At 60.1% G+C, this 18,907-nt stretch carries 19 protein-coding genes and 1 pseudogene; 10 read left to right on the forward strand and 10 right to left on the reverse strand.

Annotation, left to right across the window (positions count from 1 at the left end; genetic code table 11):
• Nucleotides 1-60 precede the first annotated feature (60 nt).
• From ACIOYV_RS07375 to ACIOYV_RS07385, 3 genes are all read right to left on the reverse strand, one after another.
• Entirely contained in the window at nt 61-867 is an 807-nt protein-coding gene (locus tag ACIOYV_RS07375; protein ID WP_401322300.1) for a sulfite exporter TauE/SafE family protein, read from the reverse strand.
• A gap of 9 nt (nt 868-876) precedes the next feature.
• On the reverse strand, nt 877-2,121 hold the full coding sequence (locus ACIOYV_RS07380; protein WP_401322301.1) for an FAD-dependent oxidoreductase: 1,245 nt from the start codon (nt 2,119-2,121) through the stop codon (nt 877-879).
• Nucleotides 2,122-2,430: 309 nt separating this feature from the next.
• The gene (locus tag ACIOYV_RS07385) at nt 2,431-2,766 is read right to left on the reverse strand and encodes a helix-turn-helix transcriptional regulator (protein ID WP_054054409.1); all 336 of its coding nucleotides are present in this window, start codon (nt 2,764-2,766) and stop codon (nt 2,431-2,433) included.
• A 104-nt stretch (nt 2,767-2,870) separates the two neighbouring features.
• On the opposite strand from ACIOYV_RS07385, the gene ACIOYV_RS07390 reads away from it, so the two are divergent.
• A complete protein-coding gene (locus tag ACIOYV_RS07390) occupies nt 2,871-3,734 on the forward strand; it encodes an MBL fold metallo-hydrolase (protein ID WP_401322303.1) in 864 nt (287 codons plus the stop codon).
• A gap of 162 nt (nt 3,735-3,896) precedes the next feature.
• On the opposite strand, the gene bkdR is transcribed toward ACIOYV_RS07390, so the two are convergent.
• Complete coding sequence (gene bkdR / locus ACIOYV_RS07395) at nt 3,897-4,385, reverse strand: Bkd operon transcriptional regulator BkdR (protein ID WP_054054414.1); 489 nt, start codon at nt 4,383-4,385, stop codon at nt 3,897-3,899.
• Between the two features lie 186 nt (nt 4,386-4,571).
• Between bkdR and ACIOYV_RS07400 the strand changes: the two genes are divergently transcribed.
• From ACIOYV_RS07400 to ACIOYV_RS07420, 5 genes are all read left to right on the forward strand, one after another.
• Nucleotides 4,572-5,807: a 3-methyl-2-oxobutanoate dehydrogenase (2-methylpropanoyl-transferring) subunit alpha gene (locus ACIOYV_RS07400; protein ID WP_054054416.1), complete on the forward strand. Its 1,236-nt coding sequence runs from the start codon at nt 4,572-4,574 to the stop codon at nt 5,805-5,807.
• Nucleotide 5,808: 1 nt separating this feature from the next.
• Nucleotides 5,809-6,867, forward strand: a complete 1,059-nt coding sequence (locus tag ACIOYV_RS07405; protein WP_054054417.1) for an alpha-ketoacid dehydrogenase subunit beta — start codon at nt 5,809-5,811, stop codon at nt 6,865-6,867.
• On the forward strand, nt 6,868-8,139 hold the full coding sequence (locus ACIOYV_RS07410) for a dihydrolipoamide acetyltransferase family protein (RefSeq protein WP_401322305.1): 1,272 nt from the start codon (nt 6,868-6,870) through the stop codon (nt 8,137-8,139).
• A 3-nt stretch (nt 8,140-8,142) separates the two neighbouring features.
• Complete coding sequence (gene lpdA / locus ACIOYV_RS07415; RefSeq protein ID WP_401322308.1) at nt 8,143-9,525, forward strand: dihydrolipoyl dehydrogenase; 1,383 nt, start codon at nt 8,143-8,145, stop codon at nt 9,523-9,525.
• A gap of 231 nt (nt 9,526-9,756) precedes the next feature.
• Nucleotides 9,757-10,776, forward strand: a complete 1,020-nt coding sequence (locus ACIOYV_RS07420) for a branched-chain amino acid aminotransferase (protein ID WP_054615175.1) — start codon at nt 9,757-9,759, stop codon at nt 10,774-10,776.
• A gap of 171 nt (nt 10,777-10,947) precedes the next feature.
• On the opposite strand, the gene ACIOYV_RS07425 is transcribed toward ACIOYV_RS07420, so the two are convergent.
• Together ACIOYV_RS07425 and ACIOYV_RS07430 are read right to left on the reverse strand one after the other, a co-directional pair.
• Nucleotides 10,948-11,793 carry a TIGR03915 family putative DNA repair protein gene (locus tag ACIOYV_RS07425; RefSeq protein WP_401322310.1) on the reverse strand — a complete coding sequence of 282 codons (846 nt, stop codon included), beginning with the start codon at nt 11,791-11,793 and terminating at the stop codon, nt 10,948-10,950.
• Entirely contained in the window at nt 11,790-13,010 is a 1,221-nt protein-coding gene (locus ACIOYV_RS07430; protein WP_054054427.1) for a putative DNA modification/repair radical SAM protein, read from the reverse strand. Before ACIOYV_RS07430 ends, ACIOYV_RS07425 begins: the two co-directional genes overlap by 4 nt.
• Nucleotides 13,011-13,168: 158 nt before the next feature.
• On the opposite strand from ACIOYV_RS07430, the gene ACIOYV_RS07435 reads away from it, so the two are divergent.
• Nucleotides 13,169-13,510 carry a hypothetical protein gene (locus ACIOYV_RS07435; RefSeq protein WP_123511492.1) on the forward strand — a complete coding sequence of 114 codons (342 nt, stop codon included), beginning with the start codon at nt 13,169-13,171 and terminating at the stop codon, nt 13,508-13,510.
• Here the strand turns inward: ACIOYV_RS07435 and ACIOYV_RS07440 are convergent.
• Nucleotides 13,456-14,214 (reverse strand): ArsR/SmtB family transcription factor, encoded by a 759-nt coding sequence (locus ACIOYV_RS07440; RefSeq protein ID WP_401322313.1) that lies wholly within the window; start codon nt 14,212-14,214, stop codon nt 13,456-13,458. The genes ACIOYV_RS07435 and ACIOYV_RS07440 overlap by 55 nt on opposite strands.
• Nucleotides 14,215-14,296: 82 nt before the next feature.
• Between ACIOYV_RS07440 and ACIOYV_RS07445 the strand changes: the two genes are divergently transcribed.
• Nucleotides 14,297-15,415, forward strand: a complete 1,119-nt coding sequence (locus ACIOYV_RS07445; RefSeq protein WP_401322316.1) for a cytochrome P450 — start codon at nt 14,297-14,299, stop codon at nt 15,413-15,415.
• On the opposite strand, the gene ACIOYV_RS07450 is transcribed toward ACIOYV_RS07445, so the two are convergent.
• Together ACIOYV_RS07450 and ACIOYV_RS07455 are read right to left on the reverse strand one after the other, a co-directional pair.
• Complete coding sequence (locus tag ACIOYV_RS07450; protein ID WP_401322319.1) at nt 15,406-16,083, reverse strand: HAD hydrolase-like protein; 678 nt, start codon at nt 16,081-16,083, stop codon at nt 15,406-15,408. The genes ACIOYV_RS07445 and ACIOYV_RS07450 overlap by 10 nt on opposite strands.
• 136 nt (nt 16,084-16,219) lie before the next feature.
• Nucleotides 16,220-16,557, reverse strand: a pseudogene (locus ACIOYV_RS07455) (FKBP-type peptidyl-prolyl cis-trans isomerase).
• 173 nt (nt 16,558-16,730) lie between these two features.
• On the opposite strand from ACIOYV_RS07455, the gene ACIOYV_RS07460 reads away from it, so the two are divergent.
• Complete coding sequence (locus ACIOYV_RS07460; RefSeq protein ID WP_401322322.1) at nt 16,731-17,804, forward strand: diguanylate cyclase domain-containing protein; 1,074 nt, start codon at nt 16,731-16,733, stop codon at nt 17,802-17,804.
• 34 nt (nt 17,805-17,838) lie between these two features.
• On the opposite strand, the gene ACIOYV_RS07465 is transcribed toward ACIOYV_RS07460, so the two are convergent.
• Complete coding sequence (locus ACIOYV_RS07465; protein WP_163909649.1) at nt 17,839-18,147, reverse strand: RcnB family protein; 309 nt, start codon at nt 18,145-18,147, stop codon at nt 17,839-17,841.
• Between the two features lie 149 nt (nt 18,148-18,296).
• On the opposite strand from ACIOYV_RS07465, the gene ACIOYV_RS07470 reads away from it, so the two are divergent.
• Complete coding sequence (locus ACIOYV_RS07470; protein ID WP_401322324.1) at nt 18,297-18,902, forward strand: DJ-1/PfpI family protein; 606 nt, start codon at nt 18,297-18,299, stop codon at nt 18,900-18,902.
• Nucleotides 18,903-18,907 lie beyond the last annotated feature (5 nt).

The following is an 18,907-nucleotide window of genomic DNA, read 5'->3' on the forward strand; positions in this document are numbered from 1 at the left end:
GCCCGGAACTTTGGGTGTACGCCTGCGAGCGCTACTGGCGTGCGGAGGAACCGGTCCTGCCTAGACGCCCGCTCTAAACAGCATGTAAGCGGCGACCACGATGCAGACGCTGGCGAAGCCGACTTGCAGTGCACGGGCCGGAACCCGGGCGCACAACTGGCGGCCAATGATCATGCCGACGATGCTGGCGACGATAAACGCCACGCCAAAACCATCAATTCTGACGCCTGCATGGAACGCACCGATCACGCCGATGGCCGAGATCAAACTGATCACCATCAACGACGTGGCGACGATCCCGCGCATCTGCACATCGGTCAGTTGCTTGAACGCCGGCACGATCAGGAAACCGCCGCCGACGCCGAGCAACCCCGAGACCACGCCGGTCACCGCGCCGAGGGCCGCCAGGGTTGCGGTGCATTTGGCGGTCCAGGAAAAGCGCCCGGTCTGTTGATCGAGCATGCAATTCTTCTGGCCCCAGTTGGCGTGGCCGTGGTCGCTCGGGCCTTCGTCCTGACGCTCCCGGCGCAACATGCGCCAGGCCACCATGACCATCAGCAGGCTGAACAGAATCATCAGGATTTTTTCCGGCAACTGATGGGCGAAGTAGATGCCCAACGGCGAAAAAATCGCGCCAAGCAAGGCAATCAGCAACGCCGCGCGATAGCGCACCAGGCCATGCCGTAAGCCGTCGATGGCGCCAACGGCTGCCGCGCTACCCACCGCAAACAACGCGACCGGCGCCGCTTGGGTCATGCTCCAGCCGAGCCCGAGCACCAATGCCGGCACCGCCAGAATCCCGCCTCCGGCCCCGGTCAAACCGAGGACCAGGCCCATGAGCACACCAAAAAAACTTGCCAGCAACATAGGGTTCTCTCAGTCGACCTTGGACACAGCGGTCAGCCACTCGCGGCCCTTGAGCATGCCGTTCCAGTAGAACCACGGCAGCAGGCTCGCCTTGAGCCACCACGCCGAACGACGCGGCACGGTCGGGTCGAGGGGAAAGGTCGGCAGCAACTTACCGGCATAGCCGAACTCGGCGAGGATCACCTTGCCCTTCTCCACCGTCAGCGGGCAGGAACCGTAGCCGTCGTATTTGAGTGGCAGCGCTTGATGCTTGCGCAGGGCCAGCAGGTTTACCGCAACCACCACGATTTGCTTGCGCACGGCGGCAGCGGTTTTTGCGTTGCTGGTGGAGCAGATATCGCCCAGGCCAAACACCTCGGGATAACGCACGTGTTGCAGCGTGTGCGTGTTGACTTCGCACCAGCCGGCGGCGTCGGCCAAGGCGCTTTGGCGGATGAAATCGGGAGAAACCTGAGGTGGCACGACGTGCAGCAGGTCGAAGGTTTTCTCTTCAACCGTCACCGCGCCGGCAGCATCCTTGACCTCGAACCACGCGGTTTTCGCCGGGCCATCGACCTTGATCAGGTTGGAAGTGAAGGCCAGCCGGGCGTTGTATTTTTCGATGTATTTCATCAGCGGCGGCACGAAGGTCGGCACGCCGAACAGCGCGGCACCCGCGAGGTTGAACTCGACGTCGATGTTGTTCAGCACGCCGCTTTTCAACCAGTGATCGCAGGACAGGTACAAGGCCTTTTGCGGCGCGCCGGCGCATTTGATCGGGATCGGTGGCTGGGTGAAGATCGCCTTGCCGCCGCGCAAACCCTTGACCAGCTCCCAGGTGTAGGCCGCGTGTTGATAGCTGTAGTTGGAGGTCACGCCGTGCTGGCCGAGGGCTTCCTGCAAGCCTTCGATCTTCTCCCAGGCCAGGCGCAGACCGGGGCAGACGATCAGGTTTTGATAGCCGACGGTGCGGCCGTCATTGAGGGTCAGGTACTTGTTGTCGGCGGCGATGTTAGTGACCGACGCCTGCAACCACGTCGCTTGACGCGGCATCACGCTGGCCATCGAGCGTACGGTGTCTTCCACCGCATAAGCGCCACCGCCGACCAGGGTCCAGGCCGGCTGATAAAAGTGTTGGGCGTTGGGTTCGATAACGGTGATGTTCAACGACGGATCGCGCTTGAGCAGGCTGGCGACAAAACCAATCCCTGCCGTGCCGCCGCCTATCACCACGATGTCTGCACTGATGGTTGGGCCCCAGTGTTGATCGTTCATAGGTTGTTCCTTTTTACTGCTGCACGCATTGAGTCAGGTCAGGCACGCTCTGTGTAGCAGCTGCCGAGGTACGAGGCTGCGTTCGCTCGTAGCAGCTGCCGAGGTACGAGGCTGCGTTCGCTCGTAGCAGCTGCCGAGGAACGAGGCTGCGTTCGGCTGCGAAGCAGTCGTAAAACCTGAGTACGCGGTTTACCTGAAACACCGCGCCGCCTGATTTTACGACTGCTTCGCAGCCGAACGCAGCCTCGTGCCTCGACAGCTGCTACATCGGCCGAACGCAGCCTTCGGCAGCTGCTACAACGGACGTCGTCATGCAAAGCTTTTCAGTACCGCTCCGCAATACAGGCCGGATAGGGTCTTCATCACTTGGATCACTTCGTGGCTGGCCAGGCCGTAGAAAATGTATTTGCCTTCACGACGAGTCGCGACCAGGCCTTCGTCACGCAAAATGCCCAGCTGTTGGGACAGTGTGGGCTGGCGCACGCCGGTCATGGTTTCCAGTTCGCCGACGTTGCGTTCGCCCTGGGTCAATTGGCAAAGGATCAGCAAGCGATCTTCGTTGGCCAAAGCCTTGAGCAGCGCGCAAGCTTTGGAGGCTGAAGCGCGTAACTGGGCGACTTCACATTCGGTCAGACTGGATTGCATTTGCAGGATGCCTTCGACGTCACTTAAGCTGCAGACATTATGTGTAAACATAAAGTGTTGCAACCGGTTACTGTCTTCCTACCCTTTTCACAGGTCCGTGTCCCATGCCCGCGCTGATTGAAGCCTTCCTCGACCCCGCCTCGTCGACCTACAGCTACGTCGTCTACGAGCAGGACGGCGGGCTCTGCGCGATCGTCGACCCGGTGCTCGATTACGACCCGGCCGCCGGGCGCACCACCACCGTCCAGGCCGACCGCGTGATCGCTTTCGTGCGCGCCCATCAGTTGCAAGTGCAATGGCTGCTGGAAACCCACGCCCATGCCGATCACCTGTCCGCCGCGCCGTATCTGCGCCGGGAGCTGGGCGGGAAGATTGCGATTGGTCAGTCGATCAGCAAGGTTCAGGGCGTGTTCAAGACCCTGTTCAATCTGGAGCCGGAATTCTGTGTGGACGGCTCGCAGTTCGATCACCTGTTCGCGCCGAATGAATCGTTCATGATCGGCAACCTCAAGGCCACCGCCCTGCACGTGCCTGGCCATACCCCGGCGGACATGGCGTACTTGATCGACGGCGATGTGATTCTGGTGGGCGACACGCTGTTCATGCCGGATGTCGGCACGGCGCGTTGCGATTTTCCGGGGGGCGATGCCCATCAGATGTTCGCCTCGATCCACAAGCTATTGGCTTTCCCCGCTGGTGTGCGGCTTTACGTTTGCCACGACTATCCGCCAGAGGGACGCGAGCCTCAGTGCCAGACCACAGTGGGTGAGCAGTGCCAGAGCAACATTCACGTGCATGACGGTGTTGATGAAGCGGCGTTTGTGCAGATGCGCACGCAGCGTGATGCCGGGTTGGGCATGCCGAACCTGTTGCTGCCGGCGATTCAGGTGAACGTGCGGGCGGGGAATATGCCGCCAGCGGAAGAAAACGGCGTGACCTACCTGAAAATCCCCCTGAATAAACTCTGACCCGTAGCAGCTGTCGAGCCCCGCGAGGCAGCGTTCGGCGGCGAAGCCGTCGCAAAATCCGCAACCGTGCTCTTTCAGGTAAACCGCGTTGAATGGATAACGACGGCTTCGCCGCCGAACGCTGCCTCGCGGGGCTCGACAGCTGCTACAGGGGGAATGCGTTTAGGTGCCTAGGGTCAACCCATTCGCCGGCAACGGCAGCGCGGTTTTGTAGCGCACTTGCTTCAGCGCAAAGCTCGATCGAATGTTGGCGACGCCGGGGACTTTGGTGAGGAAGTCCATCATAAAGCGCTCCAGCGACTGAATCGTCGGCACCAGCACCCGGATCAGATAATCCGGATCCCCCGCCATCAAGTAGCACTCCATCACTTCCGGGCGATCCGAAATCGCCTCTTCGAAATGCGCCAGCGCCTCTTCCACTTGCTTCTCCAGGCTGACGTGGATGAACACATTCACGTGCAGCCCCAGCAGGTCGGCGTCCAATAGCGTCACTTGCTCGCGAATCAGCCCCAATTCCTCCATCGCCTTGACCCGGTTGAAGCACGGGGTCGGCGACAGGTTCACCGAACGGGCGAGGTCGGCGTTGGTGATGCGGGCATTCTCCTGAAGGCTGTTGAGAATGCCGATATCGGTACGGTCCAGTTTGCGCATGAGACAAAACCACCTGTTATTTTTGTTTATGCAGATTTTTTATCCTCAAATGATCGCCAACGCAACGAAACACAGATAAATATTCTCCTGCGCCGGGCCTATGATGTTTGTAGGACAAGATTTCCATCACCCATGGAATGACCGTCAGCTCACTACAAGAAATTCACAAGATCGAGCGTAGAAGCCATGAACCAAGCGTACGAACCGCTGCGCCTGCACGTTCCCGAACCTTCGGGCCGTCCCGGCTGCAAAACAGACTTTTCCTACCTGCATCTGACCGACGCAGGCCTGGTGCGCAAACCCCCAATCGACGTTGAACCGGCCGACACCGCTGATCTGGCCAAGGGCCTGATTCGCGTGCTCGATGACCAGGGCAACGCGCTTGGCCCATGGGCCGAAGGTGTACCGTCGGAGATCCTGCGTAAAGGCATGCGCGCCATGCTCAAGACGCGGATTTTCGACAACCGCATGGTGGTCGCCCAGCGTCAGAAAAAAATGTCGTTCTACATGCAGAGCCTTGGCGAAGAAGCCATCGGCAGCGCCCAGGCCCTGGCCTTGAACATCGACGACATGTGCTTCCCCACCTACCGTCAGCAAAGCATCCTGATGGCCCGCGAAGTGCCGCTGGTGGACCTGATCTGCCAACTGCTGTCCAACGAGCGCGATCCGCTCAAGGGACGTCAGTTGCCGATCATGTACTCGGTACGCGATCACGGCTTCTTCACTATTTCCGGCAACCTCGCCACCCAATTCGTACAGGGTGTGGGCTGGGGCATGGCGTCGGCGATCAAGGGCGACACCAAAATCGCCTCGGCCTGGATCGGCGACGGCGCTACCGCTGAATCCGACTTCCACACCGCCCTCACCTTCGCTCACGTGTACCGGGCACCGGTGATCCTCAACGTGGTCAACAACCAGTGGGCGATTTCCACCTTCCAGGCGATTGCCGGCGGTGAAGCCACCACGTTTGCCGGTCGTGGCGTCGGTTGCGGGATTGCCTCCCTGCGGGTCGATGGCAACGATTTCGTCGCAGTCTATGCCGCCTCTGCCTGGGCCGCCGAACGCGCGCGCCGCAACCTCGGTCCGACCATGATCGAGTGGGTCACCTACCGCGCCGGCCCGCACTCCACCTCAGATGATCCTTCGAAATACCGTCCCGCCGACGACTGGAGCCACTTCCCGTTGGGCGATCCGATCGCGCGCCTCAAGCAGCACTTGATCAAGATTGGCCAGTGGTCCGAAGAGGAACACACCGCCGTCAGCGCCGAACTGGAAGCCGAAGTGATCGCCGCGCAGAAAGAAGCCGAGCAGTACGGCACCCTCGCCGGTGGCCAGACGCCAAGCGCCGCGACCATGTTCGAAGACGTCTACAAAGAGATGCCGGAGCACTTGAAGCGCCAGCGTCAAGAGTTGGGGATCTGACATGAACGACCACAACACCAGCATTGAATTGGAAACCGCCATGACCACGACCACCATGACCATGATCCAGGCCCTGCGCTCGGCGATGGACGTGATGCTTGAGCGCGACGACAACGTCGTCGTATTCGGTCAGGACGTGGGTTACTTCGGCGGCGTGTTCCGTTGCACCGAAGGCTTGCAGAGCAAGTACGGCACCTCCCGCGTCTTCGATGCGCCGATCTCCGAAAGCGGGATCGTCGGCGTCGCGGTGGGCATGGGCGCCTACGGTCTGCGCCCGGTGGCCGAGATTCAGTTCGCCGACTACGTGTACCCGGCGTCGGACCAGATCATTTCCGAAGCCGCGCGCCTGCGTTATCGCTCGGCCGGCGAGTTCACCGCACCGATGACGTTGCGCATGCCTTGCGGCGGCGGCATCTACGGCGGCCAGACTCACAGCCAAAGTATCGAGGCGATGTTCACCCAGGTCTGCGGCTTGCGTACGGTCATGCCGTCCAACCCGTACGACGCCAAGGGCTTGCTGATCGCCTCCATCGAAAACGATGACCCGGTGATCTTCCTTGAGCCAAAACGCCTGTACAACGGCCCGTTCGACGGCCACCACGACCGCCCGGTAACCCCATGGTCGAAACACCCGGCCGCACAAGTGCCGGACGGCTACTACACCGTGCCGCTGGACGTCGCCGCCATCGCCCGTCCGGGCAAGGAAGTGACCATCCTGACCTACGGCACCACGGTTTATGTGTCGCAAGTCGCTGCTGAAGAAAGCGGTGTCGACGCGGAAGTCATCGACCTGCGCAGCCTGTGGCCGCTGGACCTTGAAACCATCGTCAAATCCGTGAAGAAAACCGGTCGTTGCGTGATCGTTCACGAAGCCACCCGCACCTGCGGTTTCGGCGCCGAACTGGTCGCGCTGGTGCAAGAGCATTGCTTCCACTACCTGGAAGCGCCGATCGAACGCGTCACCGGTTGGGACACCCCCTACCCGCACGCGCAAGAGTGGGCGTATTTCCCAGGGCCGTCCCGAGTGGGCGCGGCGTTGAAACGGGTTATGGAGGTCTGAATGGGCACGCACGTTATTAAAATGCCGGACATTGGTGAAGGCATTGCAGAAGTTGAGTTGTCGGTATGGCACGTCAAGGTCGGCGACATGGTTGTCGAAGATCAGGTGCTGGCCGATGTGATGACCGACAAGGCGATGGTCGACATCCCTTCGCCGGTGCACGGCAAGGTGATTGCGCTGGGCGGCCAGCCGGGCGAAGTCATGGCGGTTGGCAGCATTCTGATCAGCATTGAAGTGGAAGGCGCGGGCAACGTTAAAGAGTCCGCGCAGCCTGTTGCTGCTGTTAAAGAAGCACCGGCTGCAGCGCCTGCTAAAGTTGAAGCCGTTGCTGAAAGCAAGCCTGTAGCAGCGCCCCGCCCTGCGGTTTGTCAGGGTCCGATGGTGGCTCGTGAAGCCGACGAACGTCCGCTGGCCTCGCCGGCCGTGCGCAAACATGCGCTGGACCTCGGCATCCAGTTGCGCCTGGTGCGTGGCACTGGCCCTGCTGGTCGCGTGCTGCATGAAGACCTCGACGCGTATCTGGCTGAAGGTCAGTCGAACGCCTCGGCACCGGTGGCGGCTTACGCCCAGCGCACCGATGAACAGCAAATCCCGGTGATCGGCATGCGCCGCAAGATCGCCCAGCGCATGCAGGACGCCACCCAGCGTGCCGCCCACTTCAGTTATGTCGAAGAAATCGACGTCACCGCCGTGGAAGAACTACGCGCGCATCTGAACGAAAAACATGGCGCGACTCGCGGCAAGCTGACTTTGCTGCCGTTCCTCGTTCGCGCCCTGGTGGTTGCCCTGCGTGACTTCCCGCAGATCAACGCCCGTTACGACGACGAAGCCCAGGTCATCACCCGCCTCGGCGCGGTGCATGTTGGCGTCGCCACCCAGAGCGATATCGGCTTGATGGTGCCGGTGGTACGTCACGCCGAAGCCCGCAGCCTGTGGGACAGCGCGCAGGAAATCTCGCGCTTGGCCACCGCTGCCCGCAATGGCAAGGCCAGCCGCGATGAATTGTCCGGCTCGACCATTACCCTGACCAGCCTCGGCGCGTTGGGCGGCATTGTCAGCACGCCGGTATTGAACCTGCCGGAAGTGGCGATCGTCGGCGTGAACAAAATCGTCGAACGCCCGATGGTGGTCAAAGGCCAGATCGTGATTCGCAAGATGATGAACCTCTCCAGCTCCTTCGATCACCGGGTGGTCGATGGCATGGACGCGGCGCAATTCATCCAGGCCATCCGTGGCCTGCTCGAACAACCCGCCACCCTGTTTGTGGAGTAGGCAATGCAAAACCTGAACACCACGCTGCTGATCATCGGCGGCGGTCCTGGCGGTTATGTGACGGCGATTCGTGCCGGTCAGTTGGGCATTTCGACCATTCTGGTGGAAGGCGAATCGTTGGGCGGCACCTGCCTGAACATCGGCTGCATTCCGTCGAAGGCGCTGATTCACGTCGCCGAACAGTTTCACCAGACACAGCATCACAGTCAGCATTCGGCTTTGGGCATCAGCGTTTCGGCGCCGACCCTCGACATCACCAAAAGCGTCGAGTGGAAGGACGGCATCGTTGATCGCCTGACCACCGGCGTCTCGGCGCTGCTGAAGAAGCACAAGGTCCAGGTCATCCAAGGCTGGGCCAAGGTGATCGACGGCAAGACCGTTGAAGTCGGTGACACGCGGATTCAGTGCGAGCACCTGGTGCTGGCCACCGGTTCGAAAAGCGTGAACCTGCCGATGCTGCCGATTGGCGGGCCGATCATTTCCTCCACCGAGGCGCTGGCGCCGAAGTCCGTGCCTAAACGGCTGATCGTGGTCGGTGGTGGGTACATCGGTCTGGAGCTGGGGATTGCCTATCGCAAACTCGGCGCCGAGGTCAGCGTGGTCGAGGCTCAGGATCGCATCCTGCCGGCCTACGACGCGGAACTGACGCATCCGGTGCACGAAGCGCTGAAGCAACTCGGCGTGAAGCTTTACTTGAAGCACAGCGTGCAAGGTTTTGATTCTGCTAGTAATACACTGCAAGTTCTTGATCCGAATGGCGACACCATTAACCTGGAAACCGATCAGGTACTGGTCGCGGTCGGCCGCAAGCCGAACACCCAGGGCTGGAACCTCGAAGGCCTGAATCTGGCGATGAACGGTTCGGCGATTAAGATCGACAACCGCTGCCAGACCAGCATGCGCAACGTCTACGCGATCGGCGACCTGAGTGGCGAACCGATGCTCGCGCACCGGGCCATGGCTCAGGGCGAGATGGTCGCTGAGCTGATCAGCGGCAAAACCCGCGAATTCAACCCTACCGCCATTGCCGCCGTGTGCTTCACCGACCCGGAACTGGTGGTGGTCGGCAAGACTCCGGACGAGGCCAAGGCTGCGGGCCTGGACTGCATCGTTTCCAGCTTCCCGTTCGCCGCCAATGGCCGGGCGATGACCCTGGAATCGAAAACTGGCTTCGTGCGGGTGGTCGCTCGTCGGGACAATCACCTGATTGTGGGTTGGCAAGCGGTGGGTGTTGGCGTGTCGGAGTTGTCGACCGCATTCGGCCAGAGTCTGGAAATGGGCGCACGGCTGGAAGACATCGCCGGCACCATCCATGCGCATCCGACGCTGGGTGAGGCGGTGCAGGAAGCGGCGTTGCGTGCCTTGGGGCATGCGCTGCACCTCTAACGCATAGAACCTGTAGGAGCGAGGCTTGCCCGCGAACAAGGCACCACGGTGTACCTGATACACCGCGTTATCGTTCTTCGCGGGCAAGCCTCGCTCCTACAGGGAACGATCAGCGAGAGAGATCGAATTCCGGGCTGCGAAACCACCCCGGAATGAAGTATTGTTGTCCCCATCCAAAAAACGTCAGAAGCCTTGAACCGTTTCGGCGGTTGTTAAGTGATAGAGGGTGTCATGGGTAACGAAAGCATCAACTGGGACAAGCTGGGTTTTGACTACATCAAGACCGACAAACGCTATCTGTCGTACTGGCGCAATGGCGAGTGGGACGCAGGCACCCTGACCGAAGATAACGTGCTGCACATCAGCGAAGGCTCGACTGCCCTTCACTATGGCCAGCAATGCTTCGAAGGCATGAAGGCCTATCGTTGCAAGGACGGCTCGATCAACCTGTTCCGCCCGGACCAGAACGCCCTGCGCATGCAGCGCAGCTGTGCACGCCTGCTGATGCCGTTCGTCGAAACCGAGCAGTTCATCGAAGCCTGCAAAGCCGTGGTTCGCGCCAACGAGCGTTTCATCCCGCCTTACGGCACCGGCGGCGCGCTGTACCTGCGTCCGTTCGTGATCGGCGTGGGTGACAACATCGGCGTGCGTACCGCCCCCGAGTTCATCTTCTCGATTTTCTGCATTCCGGTCGGCGCCTACTTCAAGGGCGGCCTGACCCCGCACAACTTCCTGATCTCCAGCTACGACCGCGCAGCCCCACAAGGCACCGGCGCAGCCAAGGTCGGTGGCAACTACGCCGCCAGCCTGATGCCTGGCTCCCAGGCCAAGAAGGCGCACTTTGCCGACTGCATCTACCTGGACCCGATGACCCACACCAAAATCGAAGAAGTCGGCTCGGCCAACTTCTTCGGGATCACTCACGACAACAAGTTCGTCACCCCGAACTCGCCGTCGGTACTGCCGGGCATCACCCGTCTGTCGTTGATCGAGCTGGCTAAATCGCGTCTGGGCCTGGAAGTGGTCGAAGGCGACGTGTTGATCGATAAGCTGTCGGACTTCAAGGAAGCCGGCGCATGCGGTACGGCTGCCGTGATCACCCCGATCGGCGGCATCAGCTACAACGATCACCTGCACGTGTTCCACAGCGAAACCGAAGTCGGCCCGGTCACTCAGAAGCTCTACAAAGAGCTGACCGGTGTACAGACCGGCGACATCGAAGCGCCAGCGGGCTGGATCGTCAAGGTTTGATTTGACGCCAGTTGCGCAAAAGCCCTCCATTGCCTGGCAATGGGGGGCTTTTTCATGCGGCCTGAAGGCAATAGAGATCCCCTGTGGGAGCGAGCCTGCTCGCGAAGACGGCAGCACATCCAATATTGATGTGTCAGAGAGACCGCTTTCGCGAGCAGGCTCGCTCCCACATTAATCTGCTGCACCGTGTCTGTTGTCTCCCAGCGCAATCCGTTTACCACCCCTTCCCTTGATCCCACTGGCCTGCCCATCCTGCTGTTTCCCGGTACGCGCCTGAGTGATCAACCCCGGAATCAACGCCCCTTCCGGCAGGTTTTTCCAGAACCTCGCCGGCAGATGCCCCTGCATCACCTTCGGATTCAGCCGCGCCGGGTTGAAGATGTGGCTGTAGTAGGTCAGCCACATATCACCGTGAGGATCGTCGACGTTCTGCGCCAGCCGTTGCCATTCAATCGGGCATTGGCGTTGGTGAATCAACTGTTGGCCATCGTAATAGACCCCGTCGCGAGGCGTGGCGATCAGCCAACGGTGGCGGCCCATGCGGGCAACGAAATGCTCGCTGGCGCTGTGCAGGATGTCGTGGGCCGGTTCGTGCCACGCGACATACTGCGGGCCTTCGCTGGCTTGAGCTCGCTCGACGAAACGCACGAACGCATGCAGGTGATGGGCTTCGCGCTGCACTTGCTTGATCCGCCGTTGCAGTTCGCTGCCGAGCTTATCGCCGGCCAGCATCGCCGTGCGGTCGCCGTGACTGACCCGCCACAACACCTCATACAGCAAACTCCAGCGTTGATCGCCGTGATAGCGTGCGGCGCTTTCAAGAATACCCAGCAACGCCAGCGGGATTCGTGCCTGAAACGGGCCATTGCCCTCGGGCGGCGCATCATCGCTGGCGAACAGGTCAGTGACACCTTCCGACGCCCAACTGACGAGACTCGGATCAACCTCATGGCTGAGCAGCCAACGCGCCTGCTGACGCCAGGTCTCGAACAGGTCGTCGCAATCCAGATTGATCATCCCCATAACCCCATCTGTTGCGGCTGCGGCCGGTCACGCAGTTGCTGATACAGCAAATGGCTGGTGACTTCGGCCTGCTGCGGGTGGTAATCGCTAGTGATGATGAATGGCTTGGCCTTGGCCAGCACGCAGCGCATGCGTGCCAGGTCTTCATAACGAATACGTCGTTGTTGGCGCAGTTCCACCAGACGCTCGGTAGTGCGCAGGCCAATCCCGGGAATGCGCGCAATCAATGACGCCGCTGCGCGGTTGAGGTCCAGTGGAAACACCTCGCGATTCTCCAATGCCCAGGCCAATTTCGGGTCAATGTCCAGCGCCAGGTGCCCCGGCCCCTTGAACAACTCGCCAGCGGTGAATCCGTAGCTGCGCAGCAGAAAATCAGCCTGATACAAGCGGTGTTCGCGCATCAACGGTGGCGCGGCGAGCGGCACGCTTTTCGGGCTGTTGGGAATCGGGCTGAACGCCGAGTAATAGACCCGACGCAGACGATAGTTGCCATACAACGCCTGGGCGCTATGCAGAATGGTGCTGTCGTCAGTGTCATCGGCGCCGACGATCATCTGCGTGCTCTGCCCGGCCGGAGCGAATTTCGGCGCCCTAGGTTCGTTGAGCACGGTTTGTTCGCCGGTGTAGATGGTTTGCATCGCTTGTTTGATCGAGCCCAATTGCTTTTCCGGGGCCAGGGTTTGCAAGCTGGCGTCGGTGGGCAGTTCAATGTTGACGCTGAGCCGGTCGGCATAGCGCCCCGCTTCCTCGATCAGCGCTGGATCGGCTTCGGGAATGGTCTTGAGGTGGATATAGCCCCGGAACTCGTGGTCTTCGCGCAGCAACTTGGCCACGCGGATCAACTGCTCCATGGTGTAGTCCGCCGAGCGGATGATCCCGGAACTTAAAAACAAGCCGCTGACGCAGTTGCGCCGGTAGAAATCCATGGTCAGCGTGACCACTTCTTCAGGCGTAAACCGCGCCCGGGGCACATCGCTGGAACGGCGGTTGACGCAGTACTGGCAATCGTAGAGACAGAAATTGGTCAGCAGGATTTTCAGCAGCGAAACACAACGCCCGTCCGGCGTGTAGCTGTGGCAAATGCCCATGCCATCGGTAGAGCCCAGGCCACTCTTGCCCTCGGAGCTGCGCTTGGGCGCACCGCTGCTGGCGCAGGACGCGTCGTACTTGGCCGCGTCGGCGAGAATGCTGAGCTTGTCGATGAGTTCCATGGTCAACGCCTGATACTGTTCGGATATACAGTATAGCGTCGACCTTGCGGACACAAGCCATCCACGCACCTCTCATCGGACAGGATGAAATCGACGCCCTGCCCGATTCGTCACTAGACTTGCCCCGTGCACTCGCAATCGACAGGTGTCAGGAAACCATGGGCAAACTCTGGCGAAAGTATCTGGCCTTGCTGGACACCGACTTCACCACGCAGGTGTTCGATAACATCAAGAACCTGCTGGTCTGCGCATTACTGTTTGCGGCGGGCACCAACGCCTTGCACAGCGAGCACCATCCGTACATGGGGCTGCTCACCTCGGATGTGGCGGGCTGGGCGCTGATTGCGGTGTCGGCGCTGTTGATGCTGCTCAGCGTCAGTGACGGTCTGCGGCGCTTGTCCCGGCTGCCGTATCACACGGCGTTCCAGGTGATTTTATTTTTGATCTACCTGGTGCTGGCAGTGCGGGTGGTCGAGTATGTCTGGGATTTCCGGGCGTAGGAAAGATCGGTGGGCAACACCAGCTCAAACCGCGCACCCATCTCCTTGCGCCCCACCGCCGTCAACGCCAATGCCCGACTGTCCAGGTCCTGCGTCACCCATTTACGCTTGATCGCCACCTGTAACAATGCCGCCCCCAACGAACCGCCCAGATGCGGCCGGCGCACACTCCAGTCCAGGCACGGGCAGGAGAAGCGGCGACGCATCGTGCTCAAATCCTTGACCTCGATCCCCAGCCCTTCGAAAAACGCTTCGCCGCTGTCGCTCAGTTGATAAACCTGCTCGTCGGTTTCGAGTACCCACCCTGCCTCGATCATCCGGTCATGCAGCAACACCGCCAGGGTGCCGGCCATGTGGTCGTAGCAGGTGCGGGCGAATTGCAGGCGATCCGGCGTGCGCGGGTTGAAGGTTGGCGCAACGTTCTGGCCGATCACCATCAGGGCTTCCAGGGCTTGGGCCACCCGTTTGTCAGCGAGGCTGTAATAACGATGGCGGCCCTGGACGTGCAGCCGCAACAGCGCCAGTTCCTTGAGTTTGGCCAGGTGCGCGCTGGCCGTGGAGGCACTGACCTCGGCAATCGTCGCCAACTCGGTACTGGTGCGGGCGTGGCCGTCCATCAGCGAGCAGAGGATTTTCGTCCGGGCCGGTTCCGCAATCGCGGCCGCCACCTGAGAGACGCCGATGTCGTGTTGTTCAACGTTCATATTTCGCTCCCGGACGAATCAAGGCCCTTGTGAACTGGAGATAGTAGCAACACTTTCCCCACCACGAACAAGGCTGCGACCCATGGACCCGATCATCGCTGCGACTCATGCCGATCCATATCCTTATTACGCACAACTGCGTGCCGAGGGAGGACTGGTTTTTCATCAAGGACTGAAACTGTGGGTGGCCAGCAGTGCTGCAACCGTGGCGGCGGTGCTGGCGCATCCGGATTGCCACGTGCGTCCGTCGGCTGAGCCGGTGCCCAAGTCAATTGCTGACGGGTTGGCTGGCGAGGTGTTTGCCCGGTTGATGCGCATGAACGAGGGTGAACGGCAGCGTTGCCCTCGGTCGGCGATTGAGCCGGGGCTTGCATTGATTGATGTGAAGGAAGTGCAGGCGTTGGTCAGTGCACGATTGATCACTGCGGATGCAGAGGGTTTGTCCAAGGCGATGTTTCGCGGGCCGGTCGGCGTGGTCGCTGCGCTGTTAGGGTTCCCGCCCGCTCAAGCACGATTTGTCAGCGAGTTGACCGCCGATTTCGTGGCGTGCCTGTCGCCGCTGAGCAATCCCGCTCAACTGGACGTAGCCCATGGAGCGGCTGAACAGCTGCGGGGGTATTTCATCGAATTGCTGGAGGATCCCGATGCGCAGAGTTCGCTGTTGAACGGCATCAAGCAGCGATTTGCGTCGTCGGATAATGAAATGCTGATCGCCAACCTGATCGGACTGTGTTCGCAAACCTATGAAGCCACGGCGGGGTTGATCGGCAACGCATTGGTGGCGTTGATTCGAAACCCGTCATTGCAACGCGATTTATCCTCCACTGATGACCTGATCGCAGAAACCCAGCGCTTCGATCCATCAGTACAAAACACCCGCCGCTTCGTCGCCGCGTCTTGCGAAATCGACGGCGTGCGCCTGGAGCCCGGCGACACCATCCTGGTGCTGCTGGCCTCGGCCAATCGCGATCCGCAGCTCAACGACAACCCCGACTCTTTCATCCTTGACCGTCCGAATCGTCGCAGTTTTACCTTCGGCAGCGGCCGCCATCAATGCCCTGGGCAGACACTGGCCTTGAGCATCGCCAGCGCAACGTTGACGCAGATTCTGACGATAAAACCAAAGCTGGACGGTTTGACCTGGCACTACCGCCCTTCGCTGAATGGTCGGATTCCGCTATTTAGCGAGGTTCAAGACTGATCGTTCATGCGGAGCAAGCCTTCGACAACGCCAGGTAATGTCCAAGGTGTGTCGGCCAGGGCAAGGGCTCCGCTTTTCTTCAATTCATCGACGGATCCATAGCCCCAAAGCGCTCCTATCGGGATCACCGCATTTCTCTGGGCGGCCACCATGTCATCACGTTTATCGCCAATCATGAACACACTGGATGGCGGCTTCGCAAGGGATGCCAGCAGTCTCTGTACCAAGTCAGCCTTGTCATCCAGCTTACCGTCGGGTGAGGTGCCGAAGATCGACTGAAAAGATCCCGACAATCCATTGCAGGCCAGCATTTTTTCAGCAAACTCCTGGCGCTTCGAGGTCGCCACAAAGAGCGAATAACCGTGGTCCGAAAAATAGCTGAGCGTTTTTGTCATACCAGCGTAAGGAAGGCTTTTATAGAGCCCTTGCTCCCGGTAGTGCGAGCGGTACAAGTGGACGCACTCGTCCACGCGATCGTCGGCAAACGGCGCTAGCAATTCTGCGACTATCTGGTTCATCGGGGGCCCAAACAGCCTTTGCGTCTCAGCGCCGGGAGTAAAGTCATGGCCCAGTTGCCGTATGGCGTACGTCAAGCTCTCGACGATTCCGGGGGCCGAGTCGAGGACAGTACCGTCCAGATCGAAAATGATGACGTTGAAATCAGTCACGCTTGGAACCTCCTGTTCGCAAAAGGGGCGCTGCCGAAGGCTGCGATCTTTTGATCTTCCTCCCCAACACAACAAAAAAACCGCCCTCATTTCACCGAGATGGCGGGTTTTGTCGTTTCAAACCACGGGCAATCCATCAATCATCCCGCGTCAGCACTTCCAGCAATTCAATCTCAAAGATCAAATTCGAATTCGGTGGAATCGCGCCCATCGTGCGCTCGGCATACGCCAAATGCGCCGGCACCAGCAGCTTGCGCTTGCCGCCCACCTGCATGCCCATAATCCCCTGGTCCCAGCCTTTAATGACCCGGCCAGTCCCGATCACGCACTGAAAAGGTTTGCCTCGGCTGTAGGAAGAATCGAACTCGGTGCCGTCTTCCAGCCACCACGATATTGCGTCGTGATCAGCGCGCCTTTGACCGCTGCTTTGCCGTCACCCGGTTCTAGGTCGATTACCTGAAGCTCATCATTCATTACATGCACTCGTCTGTTCACTCCCTCGCAAGGGCTTATGGGCGTCGTTTTCCCAGAATTGCGAGCAATTGGCAACCGTTCGGCGCGGTTTGGATCTATTTACGCTCGTCAGGCTGAACTAAGATAAGCAGCATCACCCTCTCGGTTGAACATGTCATGACGGCCATTGCTGAATGAGTTTCCTCTGGATCAGCGCTGCCATTGGCTCAGTGATGCTTACCCTGCTGGTCGCTCTGCTCTGGCGCCAGTATTCCCTGCAACAGCAACTGACCGAATGCCGCGCGCTGATCGCCAGCCTGTCCAAAGGACAAAACATTCATCTGGACGGTGACGCCGAGCGCTTCAAGCGCAGCCAGTATTTCGCGCGTATCGGCACGTGGGATTGGGACGTGGACACCGACAAGCTCTACTGGTCGGAGGCGATCTACGGCATGTTCGGATTCAAGATCGGCGAAGTTACGCCCTCCTACACCTTGTTCTGCTCCTGCGTGCACCCGGACGACCGGGTCAAGGTCCGCGCCGGTGAATTACGTTGCCTGGAAACCGGCGAGAACCATGACGAGGAATACCGCGTGGTCTGGCCCGACGGCACCATCCGCTGGTTGCGCGAAACCGGCAATGTGGTGAAGAACGATCACGACACCACGATCAAAATGATGGGCGTGGTGCGCGACATCACCGAAGAAAAAGCCTCGGCCAGCTACCTGCAACACCTGGCCCACTACGATCCGCTGACCGGCCTGCCCAATCGCATTGTCCTGGAAGAACGCCTGTCAGAAGCGCTTGAGCAGGCGCGGATCAGCGCGACACGGGTGGCGCTGGTGTTTGTCGACCTCAATGGATTCAAGGCCATTAATGACCATTACGGTCATGCGGCGGGCGACCGGGTGTTGGTCACCACAGCGACCCGGCTGAAAAAAATCTTGCGCGCAACCGACACCGTTGCCCGGATCGGCGGCGACGAATTCGTGGTCATCCTGCAAGGCTTGCCCACGGGCATCAACTTGCAGGACGAAGCGCGCAGCATCTGTCAGAACATTTTCATCGAGCTTTCACCGCCGATGACGATTGGCAATGATCAGCGGCACATCGGCACCAGCCTCGGGGTCGCGGTGTTCCCGGATCATGCGCCGAGCATGGATCGGCTGATTCATATCGCGGATCTGGCGATGTATGAGGCGAAACGTAGCGGGAATAATCAGTATCGGTTGGGGGCCATCAACCCGGCGCGTGCTCATAGTGAATAACTCCGAACACGCGCCAAGACGCTAGCCGCGCGACTTACCGCTCTACCGGCGTGACATCCACAATCGTCCCGTTCGTGATCTTCACCATCATGTACTTGTCATTGATCTGCACCCACTGCGCATCAGCCGACGGCGCCTTCAGGCCTTTGGCCTTCCAGTTCTTCACGGCTTTTTCGCTGCGTTGATACATGTCCGGTGCGCGGTCGCCCTTCACCAGGCTGCGGGAATTGTTGACGCCGGGCTGGACGGTTTTCTGGGGTGGCTCTGCGGCCTGGACGATGGGGCTGATAGTGGCGATGCCGGCGACAAGGGCGAGGCTGGCGATAAGGGTTTTTCTGTTCATCGGTGAACCTCCTGGGTTGTCGTGGTACCTGAGTTCCGACTGCGCGGGCGGCGAATCATTCCTTACTGTAGCGATGATTCTGCGACCCACTGTATCGGGGCCGGCGTATCGGCTCGGCGTAAGCTGCGGAAAAGCCATCGGGATTCGCCATGCACATCGCCATTCTGACCTTCGACGGTTTCAACGAACTGGATTCGCTGATCGCCTACGGCATGCTCAGCCGAATATCGCTGCTGGGCGACCAGGACTGGCGAGTGAGCATCGCGTCGCCGACGCCCAAGGTGACGTCGATGAACGGTTTGACCATTGATTCGCACATCAATCTGCAGCAAGCCTGCGAGGCCGATGCTGTGCTGTTTGGCAGCGGCAGGAAGACCCGTGAAGTGGCCGATAACCCGGCGATCATGGAGCAACTTAACTTCGACCCGGCGCGGCAACTGCTGGGAGCGCAATGCTCCGGCACGTTTCTGCTGGCCAAACTGGGCCTGCTCGGTGATGCCCCGGCCTGCACCGATACCACCAGTAAACCCTGGGTGCAGGCGGCCGGCGTCAACGTCATCAACCAGCCCTTCTACGCCAACGGCAACATTGCCACGGCGGGTGGCTGTTTTTCGTCGCAGTATCTGTCGGCGTGGTTTTTGGCACGGCTCAAAGGCACTGAAGCGGCGCGGGAAGTGCTGCACTACTTCGCGCCGGTGGGTGAGAAGGAAGATTATGTGGCTCGGGGGATGGCGCATATCGCGGGGTATATCTGACAGGT

It is taken from the genome of Pseudomonas sp. NPDC087342, from assembly GCF_044744265.1.
In the GTDB taxonomy this organism is placed as follows: domain Bacteria; phylum Pseudomonadota; class Gammaproteobacteria; order Pseudomonadales; family Pseudomonadaceae; genus Aquipseudomonas; species Aquipseudomonas nunensis.